Source organism: Pigmentiphaga daeguensis, from assembly GCF_039523035.1.
GTDB classification, from domain to species: Bacteria; Pseudomonadota; Gammaproteobacteria; order Burkholderiales; family Burkholderiaceae_B; genus Pigmentiphaga; species Pigmentiphaga daeguensis.
Genome location: NZ_BAAAEN010000001.1, coordinates 421,515 through 444,577 on the forward strand (window position 1 = coordinate 421,515; position 23,063 = coordinate 444,577).

The following is a 23,063-nucleotide window of genomic DNA, read 5'->3' on the forward strand; positions in this document are numbered from 1 at the left end:
CCTCTTACAGAGCGGGAGCCGGCGCGGCTCCCAGGTAGCTGTCGACCACGCGGTCGTCGCCGGCCAGTTCGCGGGCCGGTCCATGCAGCGAGATCTCTCCCATTTCCAGCACGTAGCCGTAGTCGGCGACCTCGAGCGCGGCGCGCGCGTTCTGCTCGACCAGCAGGATGGTCACGCCGGTGCGGCGCAGGCGCTCGATCACTTCGAAAACCTCGGCGACGACGCGGGGCGCGAGCCCCAGGCTGGGTTCGTCCAGCATCAGCAGTTCGGGTCGGCTCATCAGCGCGCGCCCCACCGCCAGCATCTGGCGTTCGCCGCCCGACAGCGTGCCGGCCAGCTGGTGGCGCCGTTCATGCAGCCGGCCGAACATGGCGTAGATCTCGTCCAGCGTTTCCATGCATGCGCGGTTGCGCAGCCGCACCTGGCGAAAAGCACCCAGCACGAGGTTGTCCTCGACCGTCATGCTGGAGAAGAGTTCGCGCTTCTCGGGCACCAGCGAGATCCCCAGCATGGCCCGGTCCTCCAGGCGCATGTGGGCGATGTCCCGGCCTTCATAGTGGATCCGGCCGCGCGCGCCCACGGCGCCGATCAGGGTGTTGAGCAGGGTCGACTTGCCGGCGCCGTTGGGGCCGATCACCGTCACGACCGAGCCTCGCTCGGCCCGCAGGCCGATGCCGTGCAGGACCTCGGCCCGGCCGTAGCCCGCGTGCAGGTCCGAGACTTCCAGCAATGCCTGGTTCATGGGGCGCTCCATCAATATCAATGTTCCGTGCCGAGATAGGCCGCGCGCACCGCGGGGCTGGCGCGAACCTCGGCGGGCGTGCCTTCCATCAGGCGGGTGCCGAACTCCATCACGACGATGCGGTCGGCCACGTTCATCATCAGGTCCATGTCGTGCTCGACCAGCAGGATCCCCATGCCTTCTTCGCGCAACTGGCGCAGCACCTTGGCCAGGGCCTGTTTCTCGAAGTGGCGCAGGCCGGCCGCGGGTTCGTCCAGCAGCAGCACGGCGGGGTCGCTGCACAGCGCGCGGGCGATCTCCATCAGGCGTTGCAGGCCCATGGCCAGGTTGCCGGCCGGCTCGTGCAGGTGTTCGCCCAGCCCCACCCGCACCAGTTGCGCTTCGGCCTCCCGCAGCAGACTGCGCTCCTGCGGGCGGTCCAGCCGCAGCATGGAACGCAAGGGGCCCGTGCCGCCGCGCAGGTGCGCGCCCAGCGCGACGTTCTCCAGCACGCTCATGTCGGGAATCATCTTGACGTGCTGGAAGGTACGGGCCAGGCCCCGGCTGGCGATCACGCGCGAGGGCAGCCCGTCCACGCGCCGGCCGTGCAGCAGGATCTCGCCCGCGCTCAGCGCCAGCACGCCGCTCAGCAGGTGGAAGGTGGTGGACTTGCCGGCGCCGTTGGGGCCGATCAGCCCGACGATGTCGCCGGCGCGCACCGCCAGGTCCACGTCGTTGACCGCCACCAGGCCGCCGAACTGGCGCCGCAGGCCCTTGCCCTCGAGTACGACGGCGCCGCGTTCGGGCTTGGGGCGTACCGGCAGCGCGGCGGCCTCGGCCCAGTCGCGCCGGCGGCGCGCGCGTGGCGCCAGGCCGTCGAGGAAGGACCAGATGCCTTGGCGGGCGTACTTGAGCACCAGCACCAGGATGATGCCGAAGGCGATGACCTCGAAGCTGCCGGTGCGGCCCAGCAAGGCGGGAATCAGCACCTGGAGCTGGTCCTCGATCAGCTTGACCGCCGCCGCGCCCGTCAGCGCGCCCCATACCGAACCCAAGCCGCCCAGCACGGCCATGAAAAGGTACTGGATGCCCATGTGGAGCCCGAAGGGCGAGGGGTTCACGCTGCGCTGGAAATGGGCGAACAGCCAGCCCGAGACCGAGGCGAACAGCGCGGCCAGGACGAACACGCCGATCTTGTAGCGCAGCGTGTTCACGCCCATGGCCTCCGCCAGCACGGTGCCGTCGCGCAGCGCGCGGATGGCCCGTCCGCTGCGTGAATCCAGCAGCCAGCCGGCGACCAGCATGGCGGCCAGCGCAAAGGCCCAGATCAGATAGAACTGCGAGCGACCGGTGTCGAAGACCAGGCTGCCGATGGACACCGGCGCGATGCCCATCAGGCCATCGTACTTGCCCAGCCAGTCGATGCTGCTGAGCAGGTAGAACACCGCGAGCCCCCACGCGATGGTGGCGACGGGCAGGTAGTGGCCCGACATGCGCAGGGTAAGCGGGCCGATCAGCAGCGCCGCGCAGGCCGTGACCGCCAGCCCCGCCAGCAGCCCCAGCCAGGGCGAGACGCCGTAGGTGACCGACAGCACGCCGGTGGCATAGGCGCCCAGGCCGACGAAGGCCGCCTGCCCGAAGGACGTCAGGCCGGCCATGCCGGTCAGCAGGACGACGCCGACCACGACGATCGCATACAGGCCGATGTAGTTGAGCTGGGTGATCCAGAATTCGGGCACCGGCAGCAGCGGCAGCGCCAGCAGGGCCGCGACGAACAGCGCGAAGACCGCGGCGCGCACCGGGTAGCCGCCGGGCCGGCGGGCCATGTCGGGCGCGGCGGCCCGCAGGGTGTCGGAATGGTGCTTCATCAGTGTTCTTCGTGATGAGGGGTGTAGAGCGAGCGCCACAGCAGCACCGGCAGGATCAGCGTGAAGACGATGGCTTCCTTCAGCGAACTGGCCCAGAACGAGCCGAAGGATTCGGCCACGCCCAGCAGCAGCGCACCCACGGCGGTGGCAGGGTAGCTGGCGAGTCCGCCGCCGACGGCGGCGATGAAGCCCTTCAGTCCGATCAGGAAGCCGGAATCGTAGAAGACCGTCGTGGTCGAGCCGATCAGCAGGCCGGACAAGGCGCCGATGAAGGCTGCCATCGCGAACGCCAGCTTGCCGGCGGCGTCGGCCGAAATCGCCAGGAGGCGCGCGCCCAGGCGGTTGACGGCGGTGGCGCGCAAGGCCTTGCCGTACAGCGTGCGGCCGAAGAAGAGCTTGAGCAGCACCATCAGCAGGACGAAGGCGATGAAGATGGCGACGACCTGCCCGGACAGGCTGAGCGGCCCCAGCGCATAGCGGGCGTCGACGAAGGGCGGATTGCGGAACCCTTCGGCGCCGAAGAAGAACAGCGCCAGGCCCAGCAACACGAAATGGACGCCCACCGAGACGATGAGCAGCACCAGTACGCTGGCCTCGGCGATGGACTGGTAGGCGAGGCGATAGGTGAGGGGACCCAGCGGCGTGACGATCAGCAGCGTCAGCAGGCCCTGGAGCAGGATGGGCAGGTCCCGTGGCGCTGCCCAGACCGAGACGGCGGCGATCACGGCCGGCAGGGCCAGCTGGCCCAGAGCCAGGCGCAGGACGGTGCGCGATCGGCCCGGCGCGGCGGGGGTGCGCAGCAGGATGCGCAGGTCGAGCAGGAAGGCCGCGGCCGAAGCAACCAGCAGCAGCCAGACCGTGCCGGGCACCTGGCCGGTCTGGAACAGGGCGAGGGTCAGCGCGCCGAAGGCGACGAATTCCCCCTGGGGAATGAACAGGATGCGCGTAACGGTGAAGATCAGGACAGTGGCGATGCCCAGCAGCGCGTAGATCGCGCCGTTGGTCAGGCCGTCCAGCGTCAAGACGCCGGCTATCGTCAAGTCCATGTGCAAACTCTTGGTATGGAGTGGGAGGGGCCGGCGCCCGCACGCCGGCCGTGGCGGCTTATTGCTCGACCTTCCAGTCGCCGTTGACGACCTTCATGATCAGCCCGGTTTCCTTGGTGAAGCCCCAATGGTCCTGCGGGGTGTAGTCGATGATGCCCTGCGAGACGGGCGTCACGCCGCCGCTCTCGAGCGCCTCCTTGAGCGCGGCGCGGAATTCCGGCGTGCCCGGCCGGGCCTTCTTCAGCGCGACGGGCACCGCCTTCTCGAGCAGGATGGCGGCATCGTACATGTGCGCGGCGAACTGGTTGCGCGAGCCGGCGCCATAGATCTTTTCATAGCGGGCGATGTAGTCCACGCCGAATTTCTTGGACGGATTGCTGTCGGGCAACTGGTCGGCCACCGTGGCCGGACCCGACACGACGAACGCGCCTTCGACGTCCTTGCCGCCCACTCGCATCAGGTCGCGCGAGGCGGCCGAGTGGGTCTGGTAGATCTTGCCGCGATAGCCGCGATCGACCACCGCCTTGTGCGGCATGGCGGCACCGCTGCCCGAGGCCGCGATCAGGATGGCGTCGGGATTGGCGGCCGTCAGTTTCAGCGCCTGCGCCGTCACGCTGGTATCGGTGCGCGCGAAGCGCTCGGCGCCGATCACCGTGATGCCCGCCGCCTTGGCTTCCTTGGTGAAATCGTTCAGCCAGCTTTCGCCGTAGGTGTCGGAGTAGCCCAGGAAGCCGACCGTCTTGACGCCGTGTTTCTTCATGTGGGCGACGACCGGGATGGCCATGACCGCGTTGGACTGGGCGAGCCGGAACGACCATTCGTCCTTGCCCGGCGCGGTCACGATGGGCGAGGCCGCCAGTTGCACCGTTTTCGCCTGGGCCGCGACGTCAGACATCGCCAGCGCGACCGGGGTCGCCGCCGAGCCGACGATCAGGTCCACCTTGTCCTCGGACACGAAGCGGCGCGCGTTCTTGACGCCCACCGTGGGATCGGAGGCATCGTCGAGCACGATGACACGCAGGGTTTCGCCGCCTATGGACTTGGGCCACAACGCCAGGCCGTTGTTGCAGGGAATGCCCAGGCCCGAGGCGGGGCCGGTCAGCGGCAGGCTGACGCCTATGGTGATCTCGGCCTGCGCGGCGGATTGGAACAGCAATGCGACGAGGGTGGGGACGATCAGCTTGCGTAAGGTCATGGTGTGTCTCCTCTGGGGCTTTTTCATGGGGCGGTGGGCGTGTCTGGGACGCCCTTACGCCGGTTCGACTACAGGTACCCGGACGTCAACGCGGCGGCATGCGCAGCGCGCCGTCCAGGCGGATCACCTCGCCGTTCAGGTAGGCGTTCTCGACGATGTGCGCCACCAGGGCGGCGAACTCCGCGGGCTGGCCCAGCCGCCTGGGGAAGGGGACCGAGCCGCCCAGGCTGGTCTGGACTTCCGGCGGAAGTTCGTCCAGCAGCGGCGTCCGGAACAGGCCCGGGGCGATCGCCATGACGCGCACACCGAACTGGGCCAGGTCGCGCGCCGCCGGCAGGGTCAGCGCGGCGATGCCGCCCTTCGAGGCGGCGTAGGCGGTCTGGCCCATCTGGCCGTCGTAGGCGGCGATCGACGTCGTATTGACCATGACGCCGCGTTCGCCGTCGTCCAGGGGGTCGAGCGCGGTCATCTCGGCCGCGGCCAGGCGCATGACGTTGAAGGTGCCGACCAGGTTGATCTGTACGATGCGGCTGAAATCGGCCAGCGGCATCGGGCCCTGCCTGCCCGTGATCCGGTGCGCGCCGCCGACGCCGGCGCAGTTGACCAGGACGCGCGCGGGACCGTGCCGCTGGCGCGCCGCGTCCAGCGCCTGCTGCACGCTGTCGGCGTCGGTGACGTCGCAGGGCAGCGCGAGTCCTCCCATGTCGGCGGCGACGGCCTGGGCCTGCGCGGCGTTACGGTCCAGTACCGCCACCCGCGCGCCGCGTGCCGCCAGCAGGCGCGCGGTCTGCGCGCCGAGCCCTGAGGCGCCGCCGGTCACCAGTGCGGCCAGTCCTTCGATCTTCATGATGCGCTTCCGGAAGGCGTGTGGGGAAGAATGACGCGCGGATCGGTGCCGGCATACATCAGCTCGACCGCATCGGCGCGATGCTTGAGCACGTTGCGCTGGTTGATGGAACCTTTGTCGGTGGCCTCGCCCAGGTCTATGGACGGCGGCGTGTCCAGGACCAGCGCGCGCGCCACGCGGGTCGCGCTGCCGGTGCCCGAGGCCCATAGCCGGTCCACCAGTTCCTGGAACATCTCGCGCACCGCGGGCACGGCCAGCACTTGCGCCGCCGGCGCGTCGGCCGCGAGGCCCGCGAGCTGGCGGCACTCGGCCATGCGCGGGAAGATCAGGATGCCGACGTCGTTGCGGTTGAGGCCGGCGATGACCACGTCCTGCACATAGGGCTCGCCGGCGGCGATGATGCGTGCCCGCAGCGGTCCGGTCGACACGAAGGTGCCGGTGGAGAGCTTGAAGTCTTCCGAGATGCGGCCATCGAAGGCCAGGCCCAGTTCCAGCCGCTCGGAATCGATGGGGCGGGCCGCGTCGCCCGAACGGAAGTAGCCTTCCTCGTCGAAGGATTCGGCCGTCTGCTGCGGGGCGCGCCAGTAGCCGGGCGTGACCGTGGGGCCGCGGTAGCGGACTTCGAGCTTGCCTTGCACGGGTACGAGCTTGACCTCCAGGCCCGGAGCGGGCAGGCCGATGACGCCCGAGAAGACCAGGTCGGAATTGGCGCACAATGCGAACGGCGCGGTCTCGGTCATGCCCAGGCCGGTCAGCATGCGGATGCGTTCGCCGCACAGGCGCTGCGCCGCCAGATCCAGGCGTTCCCAGACCTGGGGCGACAGGCCGGCTCCGGAGAAGAAGAAGGCCTTGACCCGGGCCAGGAAGGTGCGTCCCAGGGTTTCGTCGCGTTCGATGGCGGAGACGATTTCCTCGAACCCCTTGGGCACGTTGAAATAGATCGTGGGCGAGATCTCGCGCAGGTTGCGCAGGGTCTCGGCCATGCCCTGGGGCGTGGGCTTGCCTTCGTCGATGTACAGCGTGCCCCCGTTGTAGAGGGCGATGCCGATGTTGTGGTTGCCGCCGAAGGTGTGGTTCCACGGCAGCCAGTCGACCAGCACGGGCGGTTCCTCGGCCAGGAAGCGCAGGCATTGGACCAGCATCTGCTGGTTGGCGCACAGCATGCGCTGGGTGTTGATGACGGCCTTGGGCAACTGGGTCGAGCCCGAGGTGAACAGGAACTTGACGATGGTGTCGGGCGTCACGCGCGCATGGGCGGCGTCGACCGCCTCCGTGGCCTGCGTGGCCAGCAGGTCGCCGAAGGGCGTGAGCCGGCGGCCCGGGATCTCGCCGCGCACCGCCACCACTTCGACATCGGCGGGTACCTTGGCGGCGATCGCCCGCGCATACGCGGTGGCATCCGAGACGAACACCAGGCCCGGCGTGAGCACCTGCAGCGTGTGTTCCAGCTTGGCGAAATCCTGCGACACCAGCGAATAGGCGGCCGAGATGGGCGCGTAGGGCACGCCCGCCAGCATGGCGCCCAGTGCGATCTGCAGGTGCTCCAGGTCGTTGTCCGACAGCACGACGATGGGCCGGTCGACCGACAGGCCGCGGTCGATCAGCGCCTGGGCGATGGCGCGCGCCTTGTGCAATGCGTCGCCGTAGCGCATCTCGACCCACGGGCCGCCATCCTGGCGCTTGGCGGCGAACAGGCGGTCCGGATACATGGCCGCCCAGTGCAGCAGGCAGTCCGTCAGGCGTCCGGGGTAGGGGCGCAGCGGCTCGGTCGAACGCAGGCGCAACGTGCCGTCTTCCCCGCGTTCTATGTGCGCCGACAGGGAGCCTCCCCGCGACGCCTGGCGGTACGGGATGTGCGAGGTCGTCATGGCTTGCCCACCTTGGCGGCCCGCCCTTGCAGGAAAGCCTCCAGCCTGGCCTTGGCATCGATGTCGCCCTGCGCGATGGCGGCCATGAGCGATTCGGTGAACAGGCCGTCGCTTTGCGACTGGTCGGCGATGCGGGGCAGGGCTTGCAGCACGGCGTAGTTGCTGAGCGGGGCATTGGCGGCGATGCGGGCGGCAAGCTCCTCGGCCTTGCGCAGCCCCTCGCCCTCGGGAACCAGGTATTGCGACAGGCCCGCCGCCAGGCCTTCCTGCGCGTCGTAGACGCGGCCCGTCAGCATCATGTCGCTCATGCGGGCGACACCGATCAGGCGGGAGATGCGGGCCGACCCGCCGCCACCCACGAACAGGCCGCGCTGGCCCTCGGGCAGCCCGTAGAACGCCGTCTGTTCGGCGATGCGGATGTGGCAGGCGCTGGCCAGCTCCAGGCCGCCGCCGACCACGGCGCCGTGCAGTACCGCCACGACGGGGACCTTGCCGAACTGGACCTGCTCGAACGCGGCATGCCAGCCCCGGGAATGGACGATGCCGTCGGCCACGCTGCGCTGGCGCAGCTCCGACAGGTCCAGTCCGGAACAGAAATGGTCGCCTTCGCCCGTGAGGATGACCACCCGCACGTGCTCGGGCATGTTGATGAAGGCAATGTGCAACTGGGCGATCAGGTCATCGTTCAGCGCATTGCGCTTGCCGGGGCGAGCGAGCGCAATGCGTCCGATCGGCCCGCTGGTATCGACGGACAACAAGCTGTCTTCTCCACTGGTATCCGCGGCGAGTGCCACGGATTTCTCTCTGTATTAGTTATTAGTATGAACTAATTTTGCGTACGAAACGCTGGGGCTTACCCTAGGTGGATTCAAGCCGTACAGAGGTTGGGAGAGAAGATGGAGGAACGGTGGAGTCCGGCCCGTACATGACAATATGATTAAGAAGAATAATTGTCTGTCGGGCCGGACGCCACGAGGGCTCAGCGCGGGCCGGCGGTTCCGGTATGGGCGATGACCGCGCCCTCGGGCAAGGGGCGCACGACCTGTTCGTACACCGACAGCCAGCCGCGCACCCGCCCCGGGGCGGGCGGGGCGAAGGCTTCGCGCCGGCGGGCCAGTTCCTGTTCCGCCACCTTCAGGTCCACGGTGCGCGCATCGATATCGATGGCGATGGGGTCGCCATCCTGGACCAGGCCCAGCGGACCGCCGGCGGCCGCCTCGGGCGACACCTCGCCCACGACCAGCCCCTTGTTGACCAGGCCGGACAACTGGCCGTCCGTGACGACCGCGACGTGTTCGCCCAGGCCCGCACCGTCCAGGACGAACACGAAGCGCGAGGCCATGCCCATGCCCGGTCCGCCGCGCACGCCCAGGCCGCGCATCACGACCACGGTGCCGCGCTCGATCTCGCCCCGTTGCAGGGCCGCGATGGCATCTTCCTGGGACTCGAATACCCGGGCCGTTCCCTCGAAGCGCATGGCCTTGCCGGTGGCCAGGCCCAGCTTGACGATGCCGCCGTCGGGCGCGAGCGAACCGCGCAGGATGACGATGGAGGGGCGGGTGGACAGCGGCTGGTCGGCCGGGCGCAGGATGGCTTCGTCGCGCACCTGGGCCTGGTCCACGGCGTCGCCCAGCGGCCGCCCGGACACGGTCAGCGCCTCGGGGTGATAGAGGCCGGCCAGGCGCTTGAACACGGCCAGCGTCCCGCCCGCGCGCTCCAGGTCCTCGATGGAGTGGTCGCCGTTGGGGCGGATGGCGGCGATCAGGGGCGTGGTATCCGCCAGCCGCTCGAACAGCCCGTAGACATCCACGCCGGCCTGCGCTTCGTTGGCGATGGCCTGCAGATGCTTGATGGTATTGATGGAGCCGCCCAGCGCAAGCACCAGGCGGGCGGCGTTGGCAAAGGCCTCGGCGGTGAGGATGGCGCGCGGTCGCAGGTCCTCCCAGACCATCTGGACGATGCGGGCGCCGGCCTGCGCGACGGTGGCCATCATGCGCGGGCTGTTGGCGGCCACCGGCGCGCTGCCGGGCAGGGCCATGCCCAATGCCTCGCACACCATGTGCATGGAATTGGCGGTACCTATGCCGGCACAGACTCCCGGGCCACGCACCGCCTGTTCGCTCATCGCCGCCAGCTCGGCCGGATCCATGCGGCCGGCCGCGACGTGGCCCGCGGCCAGGAAAACTTCCTCGATGTCGACATGTTGCTGCTTGTGGTGGCCGCTGCGCTGGTAGCCGCACACCACGACCAGCGTCGGGAGGTCCAGCCGGGCGGCCGCCATGAGCTGGCCGGGCGTGGTCTTGTCGCACGAGGCCAGGCAGATCATGCCGTCCAGCAGCGCGCCTTCCACCGCCACTTCGATGTCGTTGGCGATGAGGTCGCGGCTGGGAAGGATATAGCCGCCGCGGGCGCCGGCGCTGGTGATGAAGTCGCTGGGAGCGGCGGTGCGCACCTCGAAGGGCAGGCCGCCGGCCTCGCGTATGGCTTGCTTGATGGCGGCGGCGACGCCGTCCAGGTGGCTGAAGCAGCTCGACAGTTCCGACGAGGTGTTGACCACGGCGATCTTGGGTTTCTCCATGTCGGCGTCGGTCAGGCCGAGCGCGCGCCATTGCGCCCGCCTGACCGCCCAGCGCGAGGTGCCGGGTTCGAAGTTGCTGCGCAGCGCACGGCGCGGCGCCGTCTTGCCTGGGTCGGACGATGACATGAGGTCTCCATGAAAATTTGAAACGTTATTTCAATTTATCATCAGGCATGTCTTTCGAGCAACGCCGATCCGTGGTTAAAATTAAAATGAAACGTCATTTCGAAAAATATTGACGCATGGCGGGCGACTGTCGGAGAATCTGCCGCGGATCCGCACTGGACCGAATTCGACACGGCATGGATGCCGGAACAGGAGACAAGATGAGCACGTACCCGCGAAGCCCGGCCGGTCCCCGCATGTCGTCCGGCCGCCGGCAATTGCTGCGCGGCCTTGCCGCCAGCATGCCCGCGGCGGCCCTGCCGCGCCTGGCCACGGCCGGCCAGGGCTTTCCCAGCCGGCCCATCACCATCATCGTGCCGGCCAGCGCGGGCGGGCTGCTGGATGTCTACCAGCGCTTCGTGGACAAGCTCGCGGCGCCGTTCCTGAACAACCAGCCGATCATCATCGAGAACCGCCCCGGCGCGAACCTGCTGCTGGGCGCCGACGCCATGGCGCGCCAGGACCGCGGCGACGGCTATCTGCTGACGCAGGCCCTGCAGATCCAGGTTCGCATGCCGCACCTGCAGAAGGTGCGCTACGACGCGCTGCGCGACCTGACCTGGATCATCTGCATGGTCACGAGTCCGTTCGGCATCGCGGTGCGCGCCGATTCCCCGCTGCGCAGCTTCGACGACCTGATCGCCGCCGCCCGCGCGCGGCCAGGAGAGATCAGCTACGGCACGGTGGGTTTCGCCAACGGCGGCCATCTCCTGATGGAGGAGGTCGCGCGGCTGAAGGGCGTGAAATTCAATGTCATTCCGATGAAGGGCAGCGCCGACGTCATCCAGGCGGCGCTGGGCGGACACGTGGACGCGATGTCCGATTCGGCCAGTTGGTCGCCCCAGGTACAGGCCGGCAAGATGCGGCTGCTGGTGACCTTCAGCGAATCGCGGCTGGAGAAGTTTCCCGACGTGCCGACGGCCACGGAGCTGGGCGTGCCCATCGTCTACACCTCGCCGATCGGCCTGGCCGGTCCGAAGAACATGGATCCGGCGGTCGTGCGCGTGCTGCACGACGCCTACAAGCGGGCCATCGACCAGCCCGCGCACAAGGACATCCTCGACAAGTTCGACCTCATTCCCGGTTACCGGGACACGGCCGGCTTCACCGAGGAGATGCGCGCTTCCTACGAGCGCGAGAAGGCCATGGTCGCACGCCTGGGCCTGAAGACCTGAACATCATTGCCGCATCAAGGAGAATCCGCATGGCAAATCAAGTACGAACCGTCCGGCGAACGGAAAACCGGCCCTGGCATGTCGATGCCGACCTGTGCGTGGTCGGCGCCGGCATCTCGGGGGTCTCGGCCGCGCTCGAGGCGGCCGCGCTGGGCCGCCGGGTCGTGCTTGTCGACAGCCTGCCCATGCTGGGCGGCCAGGCGGTGGGCTCCATCATCGGCACGTTCTGCGGGCTGTTCTCGAACGGCCCGAACCGCATCCAGCTCACCCACGGCATCGCCGACGGCATCCTGGAGGACCTGGGCAAGGCTGGCGCGCTGCACCATAACGTCGGTCCGCTGACGACGGTGGTGTACTACGACGAGGTGGCGCTGGGCCGCTGGATCGAACAGAAGATCCGCGACGCCGGCATCACGGTGGTGCTGGGCGCGGTGTTGCGCGAGGCCCGGCGCGAGGGCGGCCGGCTGCAGCGGCTGGAGCTGGCCACGCGCTACGGCGACGTGCACGTGGACGCGCGCGGCTATGTGGACGCCAGCGGCGACGCGGCGCTGGCGTGGCTGGCGGGCCTGGATTGCCGCGAGCCCGACGTGCCGATCTTCGGCACCCAGATGTTCGTGCTCGAGCACCTGGACGAAGCCCACCTGCCCACGCGCGAGGCCTTTACGGCGCGCATCAAGGAAAAGGCCGCGCAGTACGGCATCTCGCGCGACGACGGGCTCTTCTTCCGATTCCCCGGGCGAGGCGTGGCGGCGATGAACATGACCCACATGGAGACACCGCTCGATCCGCTGGCCGCCTCGGCCACGGCCCTGGCCGGCCGCGAGCAGGTGGACCGCGTCATCGAATTCCTGAAGGCGGAGTATCCGCAAGCCTTCGGCGCCGCCCGCATCCGCGCCTATGCCTTGCCGGGCATCCGGCAGACACGCTGGATCGCCGGCCTGCATCAGTTGACGACGGAGGAGGTGCGCGCGGCCACGCGTTTCCCGGATGCCGTCGCGCGGACTTCGTGGCCGGTGGAACTGCACGACCAGCCCGAGGGCTACGTGTGGGAGCCCTTCGGCGAGGACCACGTCCACACGGTGCCGCTGCGCAGCCTGATCCCGGCCGGCAGCGACAATCTCGTGGCCGCCGGGCGCTGCATCGACGCCGACGCGGCGGCGCTGTCCAGCGTGCGCGTCATGGGGCCGTGCATCGCCATGGGAGCGGCGGCTGCCCACGCCCTGGACCTGACCCTGGGCGGCAAGGTGCGGGACGTGGACGTGTCCGCCCTGCAGGAACGCATCCGCAACAACATCTGAACATAAGCGGGAACGCAGAGGTTCCCGCGCCATTCCTCAAGGAGACTCCATGAAAATCCTGTTCGCGTCCCTGCTGGGCGCGGCCTGCGGCGCGACCGCCACCCATGCCGTCGCGGCCGCCGGCCCCGCCTATCCGTCCAGGCCGGTCACGCTGATCGTGCCCAATGCCCCGGGCGGCGCCATCGACATCCTGAGCCGCCTCCTGTCCGAGCGCCTGCAGAAGACCTGGGGCCAGCCGGTGGTGGTGATGTACAAGCCGGGCGCCAACACGGTGGTCGGCACGGATCACGTCGCCAAGTCCGCGCCCGACGGCTACACGCTGGGCATCGTCGTGACCTCGCACGTCATCAACCCGACGTTGCGCAAGACCATGCCGTTCGACACGGTCAAGGACCTGGCGGGCGTCTCGATGCTGGTGACCTCGCAGATCGTCATCACCGCGACGCCGTCGCTGCCGGCCAACGACCTGGCCGGCGTGATCGCGATGGCCAGGAAGGATCCGGGCAAGATGAGCTACGCCTCGCCGGGCAGCGGCAGCTCCATGCACCTGACCGGCGAACTGCTCAAGAGCATGACCGGGGTGGACATGCTGCACATTCCGTACAAGGGCAGCGGCCCCGCCTACACGGAGGTGATGGCCGGCCGCGTGCCGCTGCTGATCGATCCGCTGTTCTCGTCCATGCCCTACATCAAGGCGGGCAAGCTCAAGCCCATCGCCGTCACCGGCAAGACGCGCGATCCCAGCGCGCCCGACATCCCCACGGTGGCCGAGACCATTCCGGGCTTCAACGTGCAGAGCATCTTCGGCCTGGTGGCGCCGGCGGCAACGCCGCGCGAGGTGATCAACAAGATCAGCGCCGACGTGGGCACCATCCTGCGCAGCGCGGATTTCAAGGCTCGCCTGGCCGAAGTGGGCCTGACCTCGGCGCCCAGCACGCCCGAGGAGTTCGACGCCCTGGTCAAGGCCGAGATCGAGAAGTGGGCCCCGGTAGTGAAGGCCTCGGGCGCCACCGCCGATTGAGGCGCTTCCATGGAAACCTGCCGGCTTCTCTATAAAATGGGCGATCCTTTTTTTCCGCCGCATCCGGAGTCCCGCCATGCCACGAAACGCCCCCCGAGCCCCATCCGCCGCCAAGACCCGGCGGGCGTCCGCCGCGGCCGAACCGAGTGGCACCGTGTCCGCCCTGGAGCGGGGGATCGCGGTGCTGCGCTGCTTTCGCGAGGACCTGCGCGTATTGAGCAATGCCGAACTGGCCGCGATGACCGGGATCCCCAAGCCCACGGTCACGCGGCTGGCCACCACGCTGGTTTCCCTGGGCCTGATGAAACAGGAACCCGAGACCGAGCGCTTCTCGCTGGCGGCGGGCGTGGTGTCGCTGGCCCAGGCGTTCCTGGGCGGGGTCGATACGCGCTCGATCGCGCGCCCGCACATGCTCGCGCTGGCCAACGAAACCGAAGGCTCGGTCTATCTGGCGATACGGGACGAGCTGCACATCGTGCTGATCGAGACGGCCTCACCGCAATCGGCGCTGCTCCTGGCGCGGCTGCGGGTGGGGTCGCGCTTCTCGGTGGCCAGTTCGGCACTGGGGCGCGCCTACCTGAGCGCAATGACCGACCAGTACGAGAAGGATCGCCTGCTGCAAAGCATACGCAAGGAATGCGGCGAGGCGGAGTGGGCGCGGCTGGAGAAGGGGCTCGAGCGCTCGCAGCGGGATGCGCGCATGCACGGCTATTGCCTGTCGCTGGGCGAGTTCCACCGCGACATCAATTCGGTATCGGTGCCGCTGGTCGTGCCGGGCGGCGAGATCATGGCGCTGAACTGCGGCGGGCCGGCTTTCTCGTTCACCGAGAAGCGCCTGCGCAACGAGGTGGCGCCGCGCCTGATCGAGACCGCGCAGGCGATCGCGCGCGATACGGGCGGCAAGGTGCCGCTGCCGGACAAATTGCTCAAGGTTTCCTGACCCGCGCGGCGTCGCGGGCCGGCTGCCAGGAAGGAGGGCGGCAATGCGACTGACGGATCACGAGAAAGCCATGCTCGACGGCGCGCATGGCCCGGCCAAACAGAAGGCCATGGACCTGCTGCTGCGCTACGGCAACGCGCTGGGGGCCGAGCGCCTGGTCGAGACGCGCAACGTGGCGGGTACCATCGGCGCCACCACGCCGTTCATGCGCAAGTTCGCCGACGAGCGGGGCGGCCTGGACGCGGTGTTCTCCGAGTTCAACCTGGACAGCGCCGAGGTCGTGGCCATTCCGCCCGTCGAGGTCTACAGCAGCCACCTGCAACAGGGCATCGATCCCGAGCACGCCGCCCAGCAGGGGGTGGGCGAAGAGGTCGTGCGCATCTTCCGCAAGGGCGATGCCTACAGCGCGGGCCTGGGCGTGCAGCTCCTGAACACCTGCACGCCCTACCAGGTCGGCAACCTGCCGGCCCGGGGCGAGCACTGCGCATGGATGGAGTCTTCGGCCGTCATCTACATCAACGCCGTGCTGGGCGCGCGGTCGAACGCCGAAGGGCGCGAGAGCACGGGCGCGGCCATGCTGACGGGCCGCATTCCCTATTGGGGCTACCACATCGAGTCAGAACGGCGCGGCACCCACCTGGTGGAGCTGGACATGCCCATCGAGTCGATGTCGGACTGGGGCATGCTGGGCTACTACGTGGGAGACAAGGTGCAGGACAAGGTCCCGGTCATCACCGGCGCGGGACTGGCGCCCAGCACCCTCAAGCTCAAGCACTTCGGCGCGGCCGCGGCGTCGTCGGGCGGCGTGGAGATGTACCACATTCCCGGCTTCACCCCCGAGGCGCCGACGGTCGAGGCCGCCTTCGGTGGCAATCGCCCGCGCGAAGTGTTCCGCTTCGGGCCCAGGGAGCTGCGCGAGACCTACGAGAACCTCAACGCCACGGCGCGCGACCCCGACGTCGATTTCGTCATGCTGGGCTGCCCGCACTACAGCATCGAGCAGATCTGGGAAGTGTGCCGGCTGCTGCAGGGCAAGCGCGTGCATGAGAATACGCAGCTCTGGATCTTCACGCCCCGTGCCACCAAGCAGATCGCCGACCAGAACGGCTACACCCGCATCATCGAGGAGGCGGGCGGCTACCTGATGTCGGACACCTGTTCGGCGCTGGGGCGCGTCATTCCCCAGGGAACCAAGGTGGCGGCCGTTGATTCGGCCAAGCAGGTCCACTACCTGCCGGCCATCATGGGCATACAGGCATGGTTCGGCAGCACCGCCGACTGCATCGAGGCCGCGGTGACCGGCCGCTGGAAAGGAGGTTTGCGATGAGCGCGCAGGACAGTTCCACAGCCGTTTCCCGGGTCATCGTGCTGCAAGGCCGGGGCATCGTGGGCGGACGGGCCGAGGGCGAGGCGCTGGTCACGCGCGACCGGATCTCGGGGTGGGGCGGCATCGATCCCCGTACCGGCACCGTCATCGAGACCCGCCACGAGCTGCGCGGGGTGAGCTTCGCCGGCAAGGTGCTGGTGTTTCCCGGCGCGAAGGGGTCCTCGGGCTGGTCCGGCCAGTTCCACATCGCCCGCATCTCCGGCATGGCGCCCGCGGCCATGCTGTTCAACGAGATGACGACCAAGATCGCGCTCGGGGCCGTGGTCACGCACGCGCCGTCGGTCACCGACTTCGACATCGATCCCTTGTCGGTGATCGAGACGGGAGACTGGGTCCGGGTGGACGGGGACCTGGGCCGGGTCGAAGTGGCCAAGCGGGCCAGGGGCTAGGCATTTCCCCGGTCGAGCACGATAATGGGCTGCCGCCCGGCAGTCAGCCGTGGGCGACCGGAGTCCCCGCAAACCAAGGTTCGGAGTTCACGATGAAAAAAACGCTAGCAGTGTCCCTGACCGCCCTGTTCATGGCCCTGACCGGCCCCGCCCTGGCCGCCGAAAACACCCAGCAGAACAAGATGACCACCTGTAACAAGGACGCCGGCGACCGCAAGGGCGACGACCGCAAGGCTTTCATGAAAGAGTGCCTGTCCGCCAAGAAGATGACCCAGCAGGAAAAAATGACCGCCTGCAACAAGGAAGCCACCGGCAAGAAAGGCGACGACCGCAAGGCCTTCATGAAGCAGTGCTTGAGTAGTTAATCCCCCCTACGCCCTTCGGGCGCCCCCCAGGGGGCGGCACTGGCGGACCGGCAAAGCCGGATCCGCGGCGCCCTGGATCAAAGCAAGAACGCGGTGCTTCGCACCGAGACAACCCCACTAGACCCAGGATGCGGTGGATCCGGCTCCGCCGGTCCACCCGCATCGCCCCCTGGGGGGCGCGCGAAGCGCGTAGGGGGGGGCTACACCTGCAGGCTGTATTCCAGCGTGGCCATGCTGGCGGGCATGTCGACCTTGGCGCCCAGGTCGCGCATGGTCGAGCCCAGCGCGTGCAGCGTGCGGAACAGGTTGTGGGCCCGGCACTGTTCGCCCATCTGGCCGATGCGCACGATGGGCAGGCCGAACGAGCCCGAGATTTCCACCCGGTAGCGTTCGGAGATGTGCGCGCAGATCCCGGTGTTGGTCAGGCCGTCGGGCACCGTGATGCCGACCACCGAGTTCAGGCGCGAGGCCGGTGGCGCGAACAGGCGCAGGCCCATGGCCTCGATGCCGTTCTGCAAGGCGAAGGACGAACGCGAATGGCGCGCGAAACGCACCGGCAGGGTCTCGGCGCAGACCAGGCGCAGCGCCTCGTGCAGCGCCAGCACCCCGGACACCGGGGCGGTGTAGTGGTACGACCCCTTGTGCCAGAAGTTCTCGGCCAGCCTGGCGTCCAGCACCCAGTGGGTATTGGGCGTCTTGCGCCGGCTGATGTGTTCCCACGCATCGTTGGAGAACGCGATCAGCGAGACGCCGGGAATCGACGACAGGCCCTTCTGGCCACCGGTGATGACGGCGTCGATCTGCCAGTCGTCCATCTGCAGCGGCATGGTGCTGAGCGTGCAGACGGCATCGACCACGACCAGGCAGCCGCGCTTCTTGGCGGCCTTGGCGATGGCGGGCAGTTCGCGGTTGAAGACCGTGTTGGAGGTCTCGCCCTGGACGATAGTCAGGACGTCGGGGCGGTGCTGCTCGATCGCCTGCTCCACCGACTGGGCCGACGCGGCCTGGTGGCCGTCGATTTCCAGCGTGACGACGTCGGCGTCCAGGCGCCGGCTCATCTCGGCCATGCGGGCGCTGAAGAAACCGTTGACCACGCACAGCACCTTGCTGCGGGGCGACACCAGGTTGCAGATCGCCATCTCCATCGCAGCCGAACCCGGGCCGGCCACGCCCAGCACCCATTCCGACTTCGTCTGGAACACATAGCCCGCCATCTGCTTGACCTGGGAGATGATGGTCGACATGGTCGCGCCCAGGTGGTTGATGACCACCGAGTTCGCATGGGCCACCACGTCGGGAATGGGAACGGGGCCAGCGCCCATCATCAGCAGGGGATCGTCGGGCAGGATCTCGCTCAGCAGGCGCACACGGGGCGGCTGCGAGTAGACAAGCGGGGGATGGTCGGTCGAGGAAGCGGTGTCAGCGGTTTCTTCGGCGGCGCGAAGCGGGCGGGTTGGCATGTTGGATACGCGGCTGTGAGTGGAAAGCCCGGAGCCGGGCGGTCTGTCGGCCGCATGCCCGTTAGGGGCGGCGCTGGCGGACCGGCGGGGCCGGATCCGCGGCGCCAGGGGGGACGGGCGCCGTGGGGGTCGAGCATGCTCGACGATCTCGATTATAGATTCACTGCGCGTCCGAGCGCCTGGCCCATGCGCACGCCGACCAGCGGCCCCAGCGCATCGTTCCAATTCACCCGGCCGGCACCGAACAGCAGGACCACGGTCGAGCCGAGCTTGAAGCGGCCCATTTCGGCGCCTTTGTCCAGCCGCACGGCGCCGTCGTCGTAGCGCGTGGTCACGATGCGCGAGCCGTGCGGGTCGACCTGGCCGCCCCAGACGGTTTCCATGGCGCCCACGATCATGGCGCCCACCAGCACCACCGCCATGGGGCCGAGTTCGGTATCGAACAGGCATGCCAGGCGTTCGTTGCGCGCGAACAGGCGCGGCACGGTCCGGGCGGTGAGCGGATTGACCGAGAACAGGCGTCCGGGGATGTAGACCGTTTCGCGTAAGGTGCCGGCCACCGGCATGTGCACCCGGTGATAGTCGCGGGGGGACAGATAGATGGTGGCGAAGCCGCCGTCCCGGTAGGGATCGGCGCGCCGCGCATCGCCGCCCAGCAGCTCGTCGGCGCTGAAGTCGTGCCCCTTGGCCTGGAAGATGCGGCCGGCGCGGATGGGGCCCAGCTGGCTGATGGCGCCGTCGGCGGGACACAGCACGGCGTCCGGGGCGGGATCCAGCGGACGCGCGCCGGGCTTGAGCGCGCGGGTGAAGAAGGCGTTGAAGTGTTCGTAGGCGGTGGGGTCGGGCTCCAGGGCCTCGCTCATGTCCACACCGTACTGGCGGATGAAACGGGCGATGGCGGGATTCTTCAGGCCGGCGACGCGGCAGTGCGCAAGGCGTCCGAACAGGCTGGAGACGAGCGCCTGGGGCGCGAGATATTGGCCGTAGATGAAAAGCTGGTCTTTGATGGACATGTCGGGGCCTCGCGCGGGCGAGGCAGTTTCGGGTTTGCGCCTGGATATTACAGCGGTGCGGAGGAACCGCGCACGACCAGCTCGGGCCGCAGGACGACCGTGGACGTCGTGCCCGGCACGCCGCGCAGGCTGTCCAGCAACAAGCGGGCCGCCCGGAACCCCATCTCGTAGTGCAGGATGCGTACCGTGGTCAGGGGAGGCGACACCCTGTCCATCAAGGGCATGTCGTTATGTCCCACGACCGAGACGTCCTGCGGCACCGTGCGTCCGCGCTGCTGCAATGCCTGGATCGCCCCCAGCGCGATCAGGTCGTTGGCCGCGACGATGGCCGTGAACTCGGCCCCGGTGCCCAGCAGCGCGCGCGTGCCTTCCTCGCCGGCATCGCAGGAATAGGCGTCGCACTGGGCGAAGCCGGCCGGCTCCAGCCCGTGCGCGGCCATGGCCTGGATGAAGCCGGCCTGCCGCAGCGAACCGGTGGACAGCGCCAGCGGCCCGGACAGGTGGGCGATGCGGCGATGGCCGATGGACACCAGGTGATCGACGGCCAGTTTCATGCCCAGCATGTCGTCGCTGACGACGGCGGGCAGGCTGCCGTCTTCGTCGCGGCGGTTGACCAGCACGACCTTGACCTGGTCGCGCACCAGGCGCTCGACCAGCGGGTCGTGCAGGCTGGAGGTCGCGATGATGAGCCCTTCGACGCGCTGGGCCAGCATGCGGTCGGCGGCCTCGTCCGGCGCCTGTTCGTTGCCGGTATCGGCCACCAGCACGAAGAAGCCCTCGGCCGCCAGCGCCTGTTCGATGCCGCGCAGGATGGGCGGGAACACGGGATTGGTGATGTCGGGCAACAGCACGCCCACCGTGCCCGACCGCCCGGTGCGCAGCGCCGACGCCGCGCGGTTGACGCGGTAGTTCAGGGCGCGGGCGGCGGCCTCGACGCGGCCGACCACTTCGGGGCTGACCATGTGGCGTCGTTCGGGGTCCAGCGCGCGCGAAGCGGTGGTCTTGTGCACCTGGGCGTGCAGGGCGATGTCGGCAAGGGTGGCGGCGGAGGAACGCTTGGGCATGGGCGAGATGATAGCGAAGTGCCGGCGCATGGGGGCGGGAAATCTCCTTGTTGACAAGTGGAACGATCCCGCTAAACTGAATGCTATCGATAGCATGAGGTTATGCCAAATGTTGCCCAGCACGCCAGAGTCTCTTACCCCCATTGTTTTGCAATCGATGGCAAATACCGCCGATCCGCGCGTCAAGGAACTGCTATGCAGCCTGGTCCGGCATCTGCACGCCTTCGTACTGGAAACGCGGCTGACCGAGGCCGAGTTCGAATATGCGCTGGGCTATCTCAATGCCATCGGGCAGGCCACCTGCGACACCAAGAACGAGGCGGTGCTGGTGGCCGACCTGCTGGGCGTGTCGTCGCTGGTGGCGCTGCTGAACAACGCCGACCATCATGGCGAGTCGGACGCCGCGCTGCTCGGTCCGTTCTGGCGCGCCAACTCGCCCAGCCTGGAACCGGGGGCCTCGCTGGCGGCGCCGGGCACGCCCGGCATCCCGCTCGAGGGCAGCGGGCTGGTCCAGGACCGCGAGGGCCGGCCACTGGCCGGCGTCACGGTGGACATCTGGCATGCATCGCCCAGCGGGCTGTACGAGAACCAGGACGAGACCCAGCCCGACATGAACCTGCGCGGCCGCTTCACGACCGACGAGAACGGACGCTTCCGCTTCCGTTCGGTGCGGCCGGCGGGCTATCCCGTGCCGGTGGACGGGCCGGGCGGCGTGCTGCTGCGCGCCCAGGCGCGCCACGAGTTCCGGCCGGCACACCTGCATTTCATGTTCTCCAAGCCCGGCTACAAGGTCCTGATCACCCAGGTCTACGCCGACGACTCGGAGTTCCTGCACAGCGATCCCACTTTCGGCGTGACGCGCCGGCTGGTCGGCCAGTACCGGGTGGAATCGCGCCCGGGCGGCGACGTCGCGGTCTTCGATCATTGCTTCACGCTGCTGGAAGGCGAGATGGTCTTCCCGCATCCCCCGATTCCCTGAACTTCCCACGCATCACCAAAGGAACTCCCAATGACACAAGCATCCACATTCGCGCCGCAGGACCGCCTGGACGGCAAGGTGGCCGTGATAGCCGGCGGCACCGGCGCAATCGGCCATGCCAGCGCGCGGCGCCTGGCGGCCCGCGGGGCGCGTTGCGTGCTGCTGCATAACGGCGATCCCGCCGCCGCTTCCCGGGTGGGCGAACTGCCCGGGGAAGGACACGCCGAGGTCCGGGCCTCCATTACCGACAGCCCGGCCCTGAAGGCGGCGGCCGAGCGCGTCCGCGCCGACTTCGGCACCTGCCACATCCTGGTCAATAGCGCCGGCTACACCAAGCCCGTGCCCGCGGCCGACCTGGAGGGCCTGACCGACGAACTGATCGACGACATCCTGAAGGTCAACTTCCGGGGCGTCTTCTCGACCATCCGCGCCTTCGCGCCGCTGCTCAAGGAAAGCGGCGATGGCCTGATCGTGACGCTGTCCTCGATCGCGGCCTTCACGGGCGTCGGCAGCAACCTGGCCTACGTTGCGGCCAAGGCCAGCGTGGACGTGGTGGGCGAGGCCCTGGCCCGCGTGCTCGCGCCGCAGGTGCGCGTGCTGTCGGTCAGCCCGGGCGTGGTCGACTCCACCTTCGTGCCGGGCCGGGGCGCCGACTTCAACGCCAAGACTGCCGCCACCACGCCGCTGGGCCGCATCGGCACCACCGACGACATCGCCGCCGCCGTGGAAGCCTGCGCCACCTCGCTGCGTTTTGCCACCGGCACCCGCATCGTGGTCGATGGAGGACGCCACCTGTGAACCCGACCGTCATCACCTGCGCGATCACCGGCAACCTGACCAAGCCGGAGCAGACGCCGCACCTGCCCATCACGCCCGAGCAGATCGCCAATTCGGCGCTCGAGGCGGCCCGCGCCGGCGCGGCGCAGGTCCACATCCACGTGCGCGATCCCCAAACCGGCCGCCCGTCGATAGACGTCGCGCTGTACGACGAGGTCATCCGCCGCATCCGGGCCGAGAACCGCGAAGTCATCATCAACCTGACCACCGGCCCGGGCGGCCGCTACGTGCCGAGCGAGGCCGAGCCCCGCGTGGCCGGCCCCGGCACCACGCTGCTGCCCCCGGAGAAAAGGGTCGAGCACATCGCGCGGCTGCGGCCCGACGTCTGCTCGCTGGACCTGAACACCATGAACTCGGGCGCGGAGGTGGTCATCAACACCCCGCGCAACGTGCGCATCATGGCCGGCGTCATCCGCGAGGCGGGCGTCAAGCCGGAACTGGAGATCTTCGACAGCGGCGACATCCACCTCGCGCGCGACCTGATCGCCGACGGCACGCTGGACGGGCCGGGCATGTGGACCTTCGTCACCGGCGTCAAGTACGGATTCGAGGCCACGCCCGAGACGCTGCTGTATGCGCGCGGCCTGCTGCCGGCGGGCGCCTTCTGGTCCGCCTTCGGGGTGGGCCGCCACGAGTTCCCCATGCTGGCGGCCGCTTTCGTGTCGGGCGGCCACGTCCGCGTAGGCCTGGAAGACAACATCTACCTGTCCCGGGGCGTCCTGGCGCCCAGCAACGCGGCGCTGGTGGAGCGTGCCGCGCGCATCGTGCAGGACCTGGGAGGAAGCGTGGCGAGCGCCGGCGAGGCGCGCGACATGCTGGGCCTGCCCATCAGGAATTGAAGGAACCG

General features: G+C 68.8%; 21 protein-coding genes. 10 read left to right on the top strand and 11 right to left on the bottom strand.

Annotated elements, in window-relative coordinates; genetic code table 11:
* Window positions 1-4: 4 nt before the first annotated feature.
* The 8 genes from ABD104_RS02065 to ilvD all read right to left on the bottom strand — a co-directional run bounded on the left by ABD104_RS02065 (window position 5) and on the right by ilvD (window position 10,249).
* Complete coding sequence (locus ABD104_RS02065; RefSeq protein WP_338619025.1) at window positions 5-742, bottom strand: ABC transporter ATP-binding protein; 738 nt, start codon at window positions 740-742, stop codon at window positions 5-7.
* Window positions 743-759: 17 nt separating this feature from the next.
* On the bottom strand, window positions 760-2,547 hold the full coding sequence (locus tag ABD104_RS02070; protein ID WP_279815085.1) for a branched-chain amino acid ABC transporter ATP-binding protein/permease: 1,788 nt from the start codon (window positions 2,545-2,547) through the stop codon (window positions 760-762).
* 41 nt (window positions 2,548-2,588) lie between these two features.
* A complete protein-coding gene (locus ABD104_RS02075; protein WP_087840131.1) occupies window positions 2,589-3,635 on the bottom strand; it encodes a branched-chain amino acid ABC transporter permease in 1,047 nt (348 codons plus the stop codon).
* A gap of 58 nt (window positions 3,636-3,693) precedes the next feature.
* Window positions 3,694-4,830 carry an ABC transporter substrate-binding protein gene (locus ABD104_RS02080; protein WP_087840132.1) on the bottom strand — a complete coding sequence of 379 codons (1,137 nt, stop codon included), beginning with the start codon at window positions 4,828-4,830 and terminating at the stop codon, window positions 3,694-3,696.
* Between the two features lie 85 nt (window positions 4,831-4,915).
* Complete coding sequence (locus ABD104_RS02085; protein WP_087840133.1) at window positions 4,916-5,677, bottom strand: SDR family NAD(P)-dependent oxidoreductase; 762 nt, start codon at window positions 5,675-5,677, stop codon at window positions 4,916-4,918.
* Window positions 5,674-7,545, bottom strand: a complete 1,872-nt coding sequence (locus ABD104_RS02090; protein ID WP_343927059.1) for a feruloyl-CoA synthase — start codon at window positions 7,543-7,545, stop codon at window positions 5,674-5,676. The genes ABD104_RS02085 and ABD104_RS02090 overlap by 4 nt, the downstream gene beginning before the upstream one ends.
* The gene (locus ABD104_RS02095) at window positions 7,542-8,303 is read right to left on the bottom strand and encodes a crotonase/enoyl-CoA hydratase family protein (RefSeq protein WP_087840135.1); all 762 of its coding nucleotides are present in this window, start codon (window positions 8,301-8,303) and stop codon (window positions 7,542-7,544) included. The genes ABD104_RS02090 and ABD104_RS02095 overlap by 4 nt, the downstream gene beginning before the upstream one ends.
* A gap of 221 nt (window positions 8,304-8,524) precedes the next feature.
* Window positions 8,525-10,249 carry a dihydroxy-acid dehydratase gene (ilvD, locus tag ABD104_RS02100; protein ID WP_343927060.1) on the bottom strand — a complete coding sequence of 575 codons (1,725 nt, stop codon included), beginning with the start codon at window positions 10,247-10,249 and terminating at the stop codon, window positions 8,525-8,527.
* Between the two features lie 200 nt (window positions 10,250-10,449).
* Between ilvD and ABD104_RS02105 the strand changes: the two genes are divergently transcribed.
* The 7 genes from ABD104_RS02105 (at window position 10,450) to ABD104_RS02135 (ending at window position 16,863) form a co-directional block, all read left to right on the top strand.
* Window positions 10,450-11,463, top strand: coding sequence for a Bug family tripartite tricarboxylate transporter substrate binding protein (locus ABD104_RS02105; protein ID WP_165962991.1), 1,014 nt, complete (start codon window positions 10,450-10,452; stop codon window positions 11,461-11,463).
* 29 nt (window positions 11,464-11,492) lie between these two features.
* Window positions 11,493-12,761, top strand: coding sequence for an FAD-dependent oxidoreductase (locus ABD104_RS02110; RefSeq protein ID WP_279814880.1), 1,269 nt, complete (start codon window positions 11,493-11,495; stop codon window positions 12,759-12,761).
* 49 nt (window positions 12,762-12,810) lie between these two features.
* Window positions 12,811-13,782: a tripartite tricarboxylate transporter substrate binding protein gene (locus ABD104_RS02115; protein WP_343927061.1), complete on the top strand. Its 972-nt coding sequence runs from the start codon at window positions 12,811-12,813 to the stop codon at window positions 13,780-13,782.
* A gap of 76 nt (window positions 13,783-13,858) precedes the next feature.
* Window positions 13,859-14,722, top strand: a complete 864-nt coding sequence (locus tag ABD104_RS02120) for an IclR family transcriptional regulator (protein ID WP_087840140.1) — start codon at window positions 13,859-13,861, stop codon at window positions 14,720-14,722.
* Window positions 14,723-14,765: 43 nt separating this feature from the next.
* Window positions 14,766-16,049, top strand: a complete 1,284-nt coding sequence (locus tag ABD104_RS02125; protein ID WP_279814885.1) for an aconitase X — start codon at window positions 14,766-14,768, stop codon at window positions 16,047-16,049.
* Window positions 16,046-16,498 carry an aconitase X swivel domain-containing protein gene (locus ABD104_RS02130; protein WP_087840142.1) on the top strand — a complete coding sequence of 151 codons (453 nt, stop codon included), beginning with the start codon at window positions 16,046-16,048 and terminating at the stop codon, window positions 16,496-16,498. The genes ABD104_RS02125 and ABD104_RS02130 overlap by 4 nt, the downstream gene beginning before the upstream one ends.
* A 92-nt stretch (window positions 16,499-16,590) precedes the next feature.
* Window positions 16,591-16,863, top strand: a complete 273-nt coding sequence (locus ABD104_RS02135) for a PsiF family protein (protein ID WP_087840143.1) — start codon at window positions 16,591-16,593, stop codon at window positions 16,861-16,863.
* A 200-nt stretch (window positions 16,864-17,063) separates the two neighbouring features.
* Here ABD104_RS02135 and ABD104_RS02140 read toward each other — a convergent pair whose 3' ends face one another.
* The 3 genes from ABD104_RS02140 to ABD104_RS02150 form a co-directional block, all read right to left on the bottom strand.
* The gene (locus ABD104_RS02140) at window positions 17,064-18,323 is read right to left on the bottom strand and encodes a pyridoxal-phosphate-dependent aminotransferase family protein (RefSeq protein ID WP_132978849.1); all 1,260 of its coding nucleotides are present in this window, start codon (window positions 18,321-18,323) and stop codon (window positions 17,064-17,066) included.
* A 152-nt stretch (window positions 18,324-18,475) separates the two neighbouring features.
* Window positions 18,476-19,336, bottom strand: a complete 861-nt coding sequence (gene asd / locus ABD104_RS02145; RefSeq protein ID WP_279814891.1) for an archaetidylserine decarboxylase — start codon at window positions 19,334-19,336, stop codon at window positions 18,476-18,478.
* Window positions 19,337-19,383: 47 nt separating this feature from the next.
* Entirely contained in the window at window positions 19,384-20,400 is a 1,017-nt protein-coding gene (locus ABD104_RS02150; RefSeq protein ID WP_132978851.1) for a substrate-binding domain-containing protein, read from the bottom strand.
* 157 nt (window positions 20,401-20,557) lie between these two features.
* Between ABD104_RS02150 and ABD104_RS02155 the strand changes: the two genes are divergently transcribed.
* Genes ABD104_RS02155 through ABD104_RS02165 form a run of 3 tightly spaced genes read left to right on the top strand, consistent with a single transcriptional unit; the run spans window position 20,558 to window position 23,055 of the window.
* A complete protein-coding gene (locus ABD104_RS02155; RefSeq protein WP_243724345.1) occupies window positions 20,558-21,379 on the top strand; it encodes a dioxygenase family protein in 822 nt (273 codons plus the stop codon).
* Window positions 21,380-21,409: 30 nt separating this feature from the next.
* Window positions 21,410-22,177: an SDR family NAD(P)-dependent oxidoreductase gene (locus ABD104_RS02160; RefSeq protein ID WP_087840147.1), complete on the top strand. Its 768-nt coding sequence runs from the start codon at window positions 21,410-21,412 to the stop codon at window positions 22,175-22,177.
* Complete coding sequence (locus tag ABD104_RS02165; protein ID WP_087840148.1) at window positions 22,174-23,055, top strand: beta-keto acid cleavage family enzyme; 882 nt, start codon at window positions 22,174-22,176, stop codon at window positions 23,053-23,055. Before ABD104_RS02160 ends, ABD104_RS02165 begins: the two co-directional genes overlap by 4 nt.
* The last annotated feature ends 8 nt before the right edge of the window (window positions 23,056-23,063 follow it).

Coding starts and splice junctions, on each gene's coding strand:
- ABD104_RS02065 (WP_338619025.1), bottom strand. CDS start 742: ATGAACCAGGCATTGCTGGAAGTCTCGGACCTGCACGCGGGCTACGGC.
- ABD104_RS02070 (WP_279815085.1), bottom strand. CDS start 2,547: ATGGCCCGCCGGCCCGGCGGCTACCCGGTGCGCGCCGCGGTCTTCGCG.
- ABD104_RS02075 (WP_087840131.1), bottom strand. CDS start 3,635: ATGGACTTGACGATAGCCGGCGTCTTGACGCTGGACGGCCTGACCAAC.
- ABD104_RS02080 (WP_087840132.1), bottom strand. CDS start 4,830: ATGACCTTACGCAAGCTGATCGTCCCCACCCTCGTCGCATTGCTGTTC.
- ABD104_RS02085 (WP_087840133.1), bottom strand. CDS start 5,677: ATGAAGATCGAAGGACTGGCCGCACTGGTGACCGGCGGCGCCTCAGGG.
- ABD104_RS02090 (WP_343927059.1), bottom strand. CDS start 7,545: ATGACGACCTCGCACATCCCGTACCGCCAGGCGTCGCGGGGAGGCTCC.
- ilvD (WP_343927060.1), bottom strand. CDS start 10,249: ATGTCATCGTCCGACCCAGGCAAGACGGCGCCGCGCCGTGCGCTGCGC.
- ABD104_RS02105 (WP_165962991.1), top strand. CDS start 10,450: ATGAGCACGTACCCGCGAAGCCCGGCCGGTCCCCGCATGTCGTCCGGC.
- ABD104_RS02110 (WP_279814880.1), top strand. CDS start 11,493: ATGGCAAATCAAGTACGAACCGTCCGGCGAACGGAAAACCGGCCCTGG.
- ABD104_RS02115 (WP_343927061.1), top strand. CDS start 12,811: ATGAAAATCCTGTTCGCGTCCCTGCTGGGCGCGGCCTGCGGCGCGACC.
- ABD104_RS02120 (WP_087840140.1), top strand. CDS start 13,859: ATGCCACGAAACGCCCCCCGAGCCCCATCCGCCGCCAAGACCCGGCGG.
- ABD104_RS02125 (WP_279814885.1), top strand. CDS start 14,766: ATGCGACTGACGGATCACGAGAAAGCCATGCTCGACGGCGCGCATGGC.
- ABD104_RS02130 (WP_087840142.1), top strand. CDS start 16,046: ATGAGCGCGCAGGACAGTTCCACAGCCGTTTCCCGGGTCATCGTGCTG.
- ABD104_RS02135 (WP_087840143.1), top strand. CDS start 16,591: ATGAAAAAAACGCTAGCAGTGTCCCTGACCGCCCTGTTCATGGCCCTG.
- ABD104_RS02140 (WP_132978849.1), bottom strand. CDS start 18,323: ATGCCAACCCGCCCGCTTCGCGCCGCCGAAGAAACCGCTGACACCGCT.
- asd (WP_279814891.1), bottom strand. CDS start 19,336: ATGTCCATCAAAGACCAGCTTTTCATCTACGGCCAATATCTCGCGCCC.
- ABD104_RS02150 (WP_132978851.1), bottom strand. CDS start 20,400: ATGCCCAAGCGTTCCTCCGCCGCCACCCTTGCCGACATCGCCCTGCAC.
- ABD104_RS02155 (WP_243724345.1), top strand. CDS start 20,558: ATGGCAAATACCGCCGATCCGCGCGTCAAGGAACTGCTATGCAGCCTG.
- ABD104_RS02160 (WP_087840147.1), top strand. CDS start 21,410: ATGACACAAGCATCCACATTCGCGCCGCAGGACCGCCTGGACGGCAAG.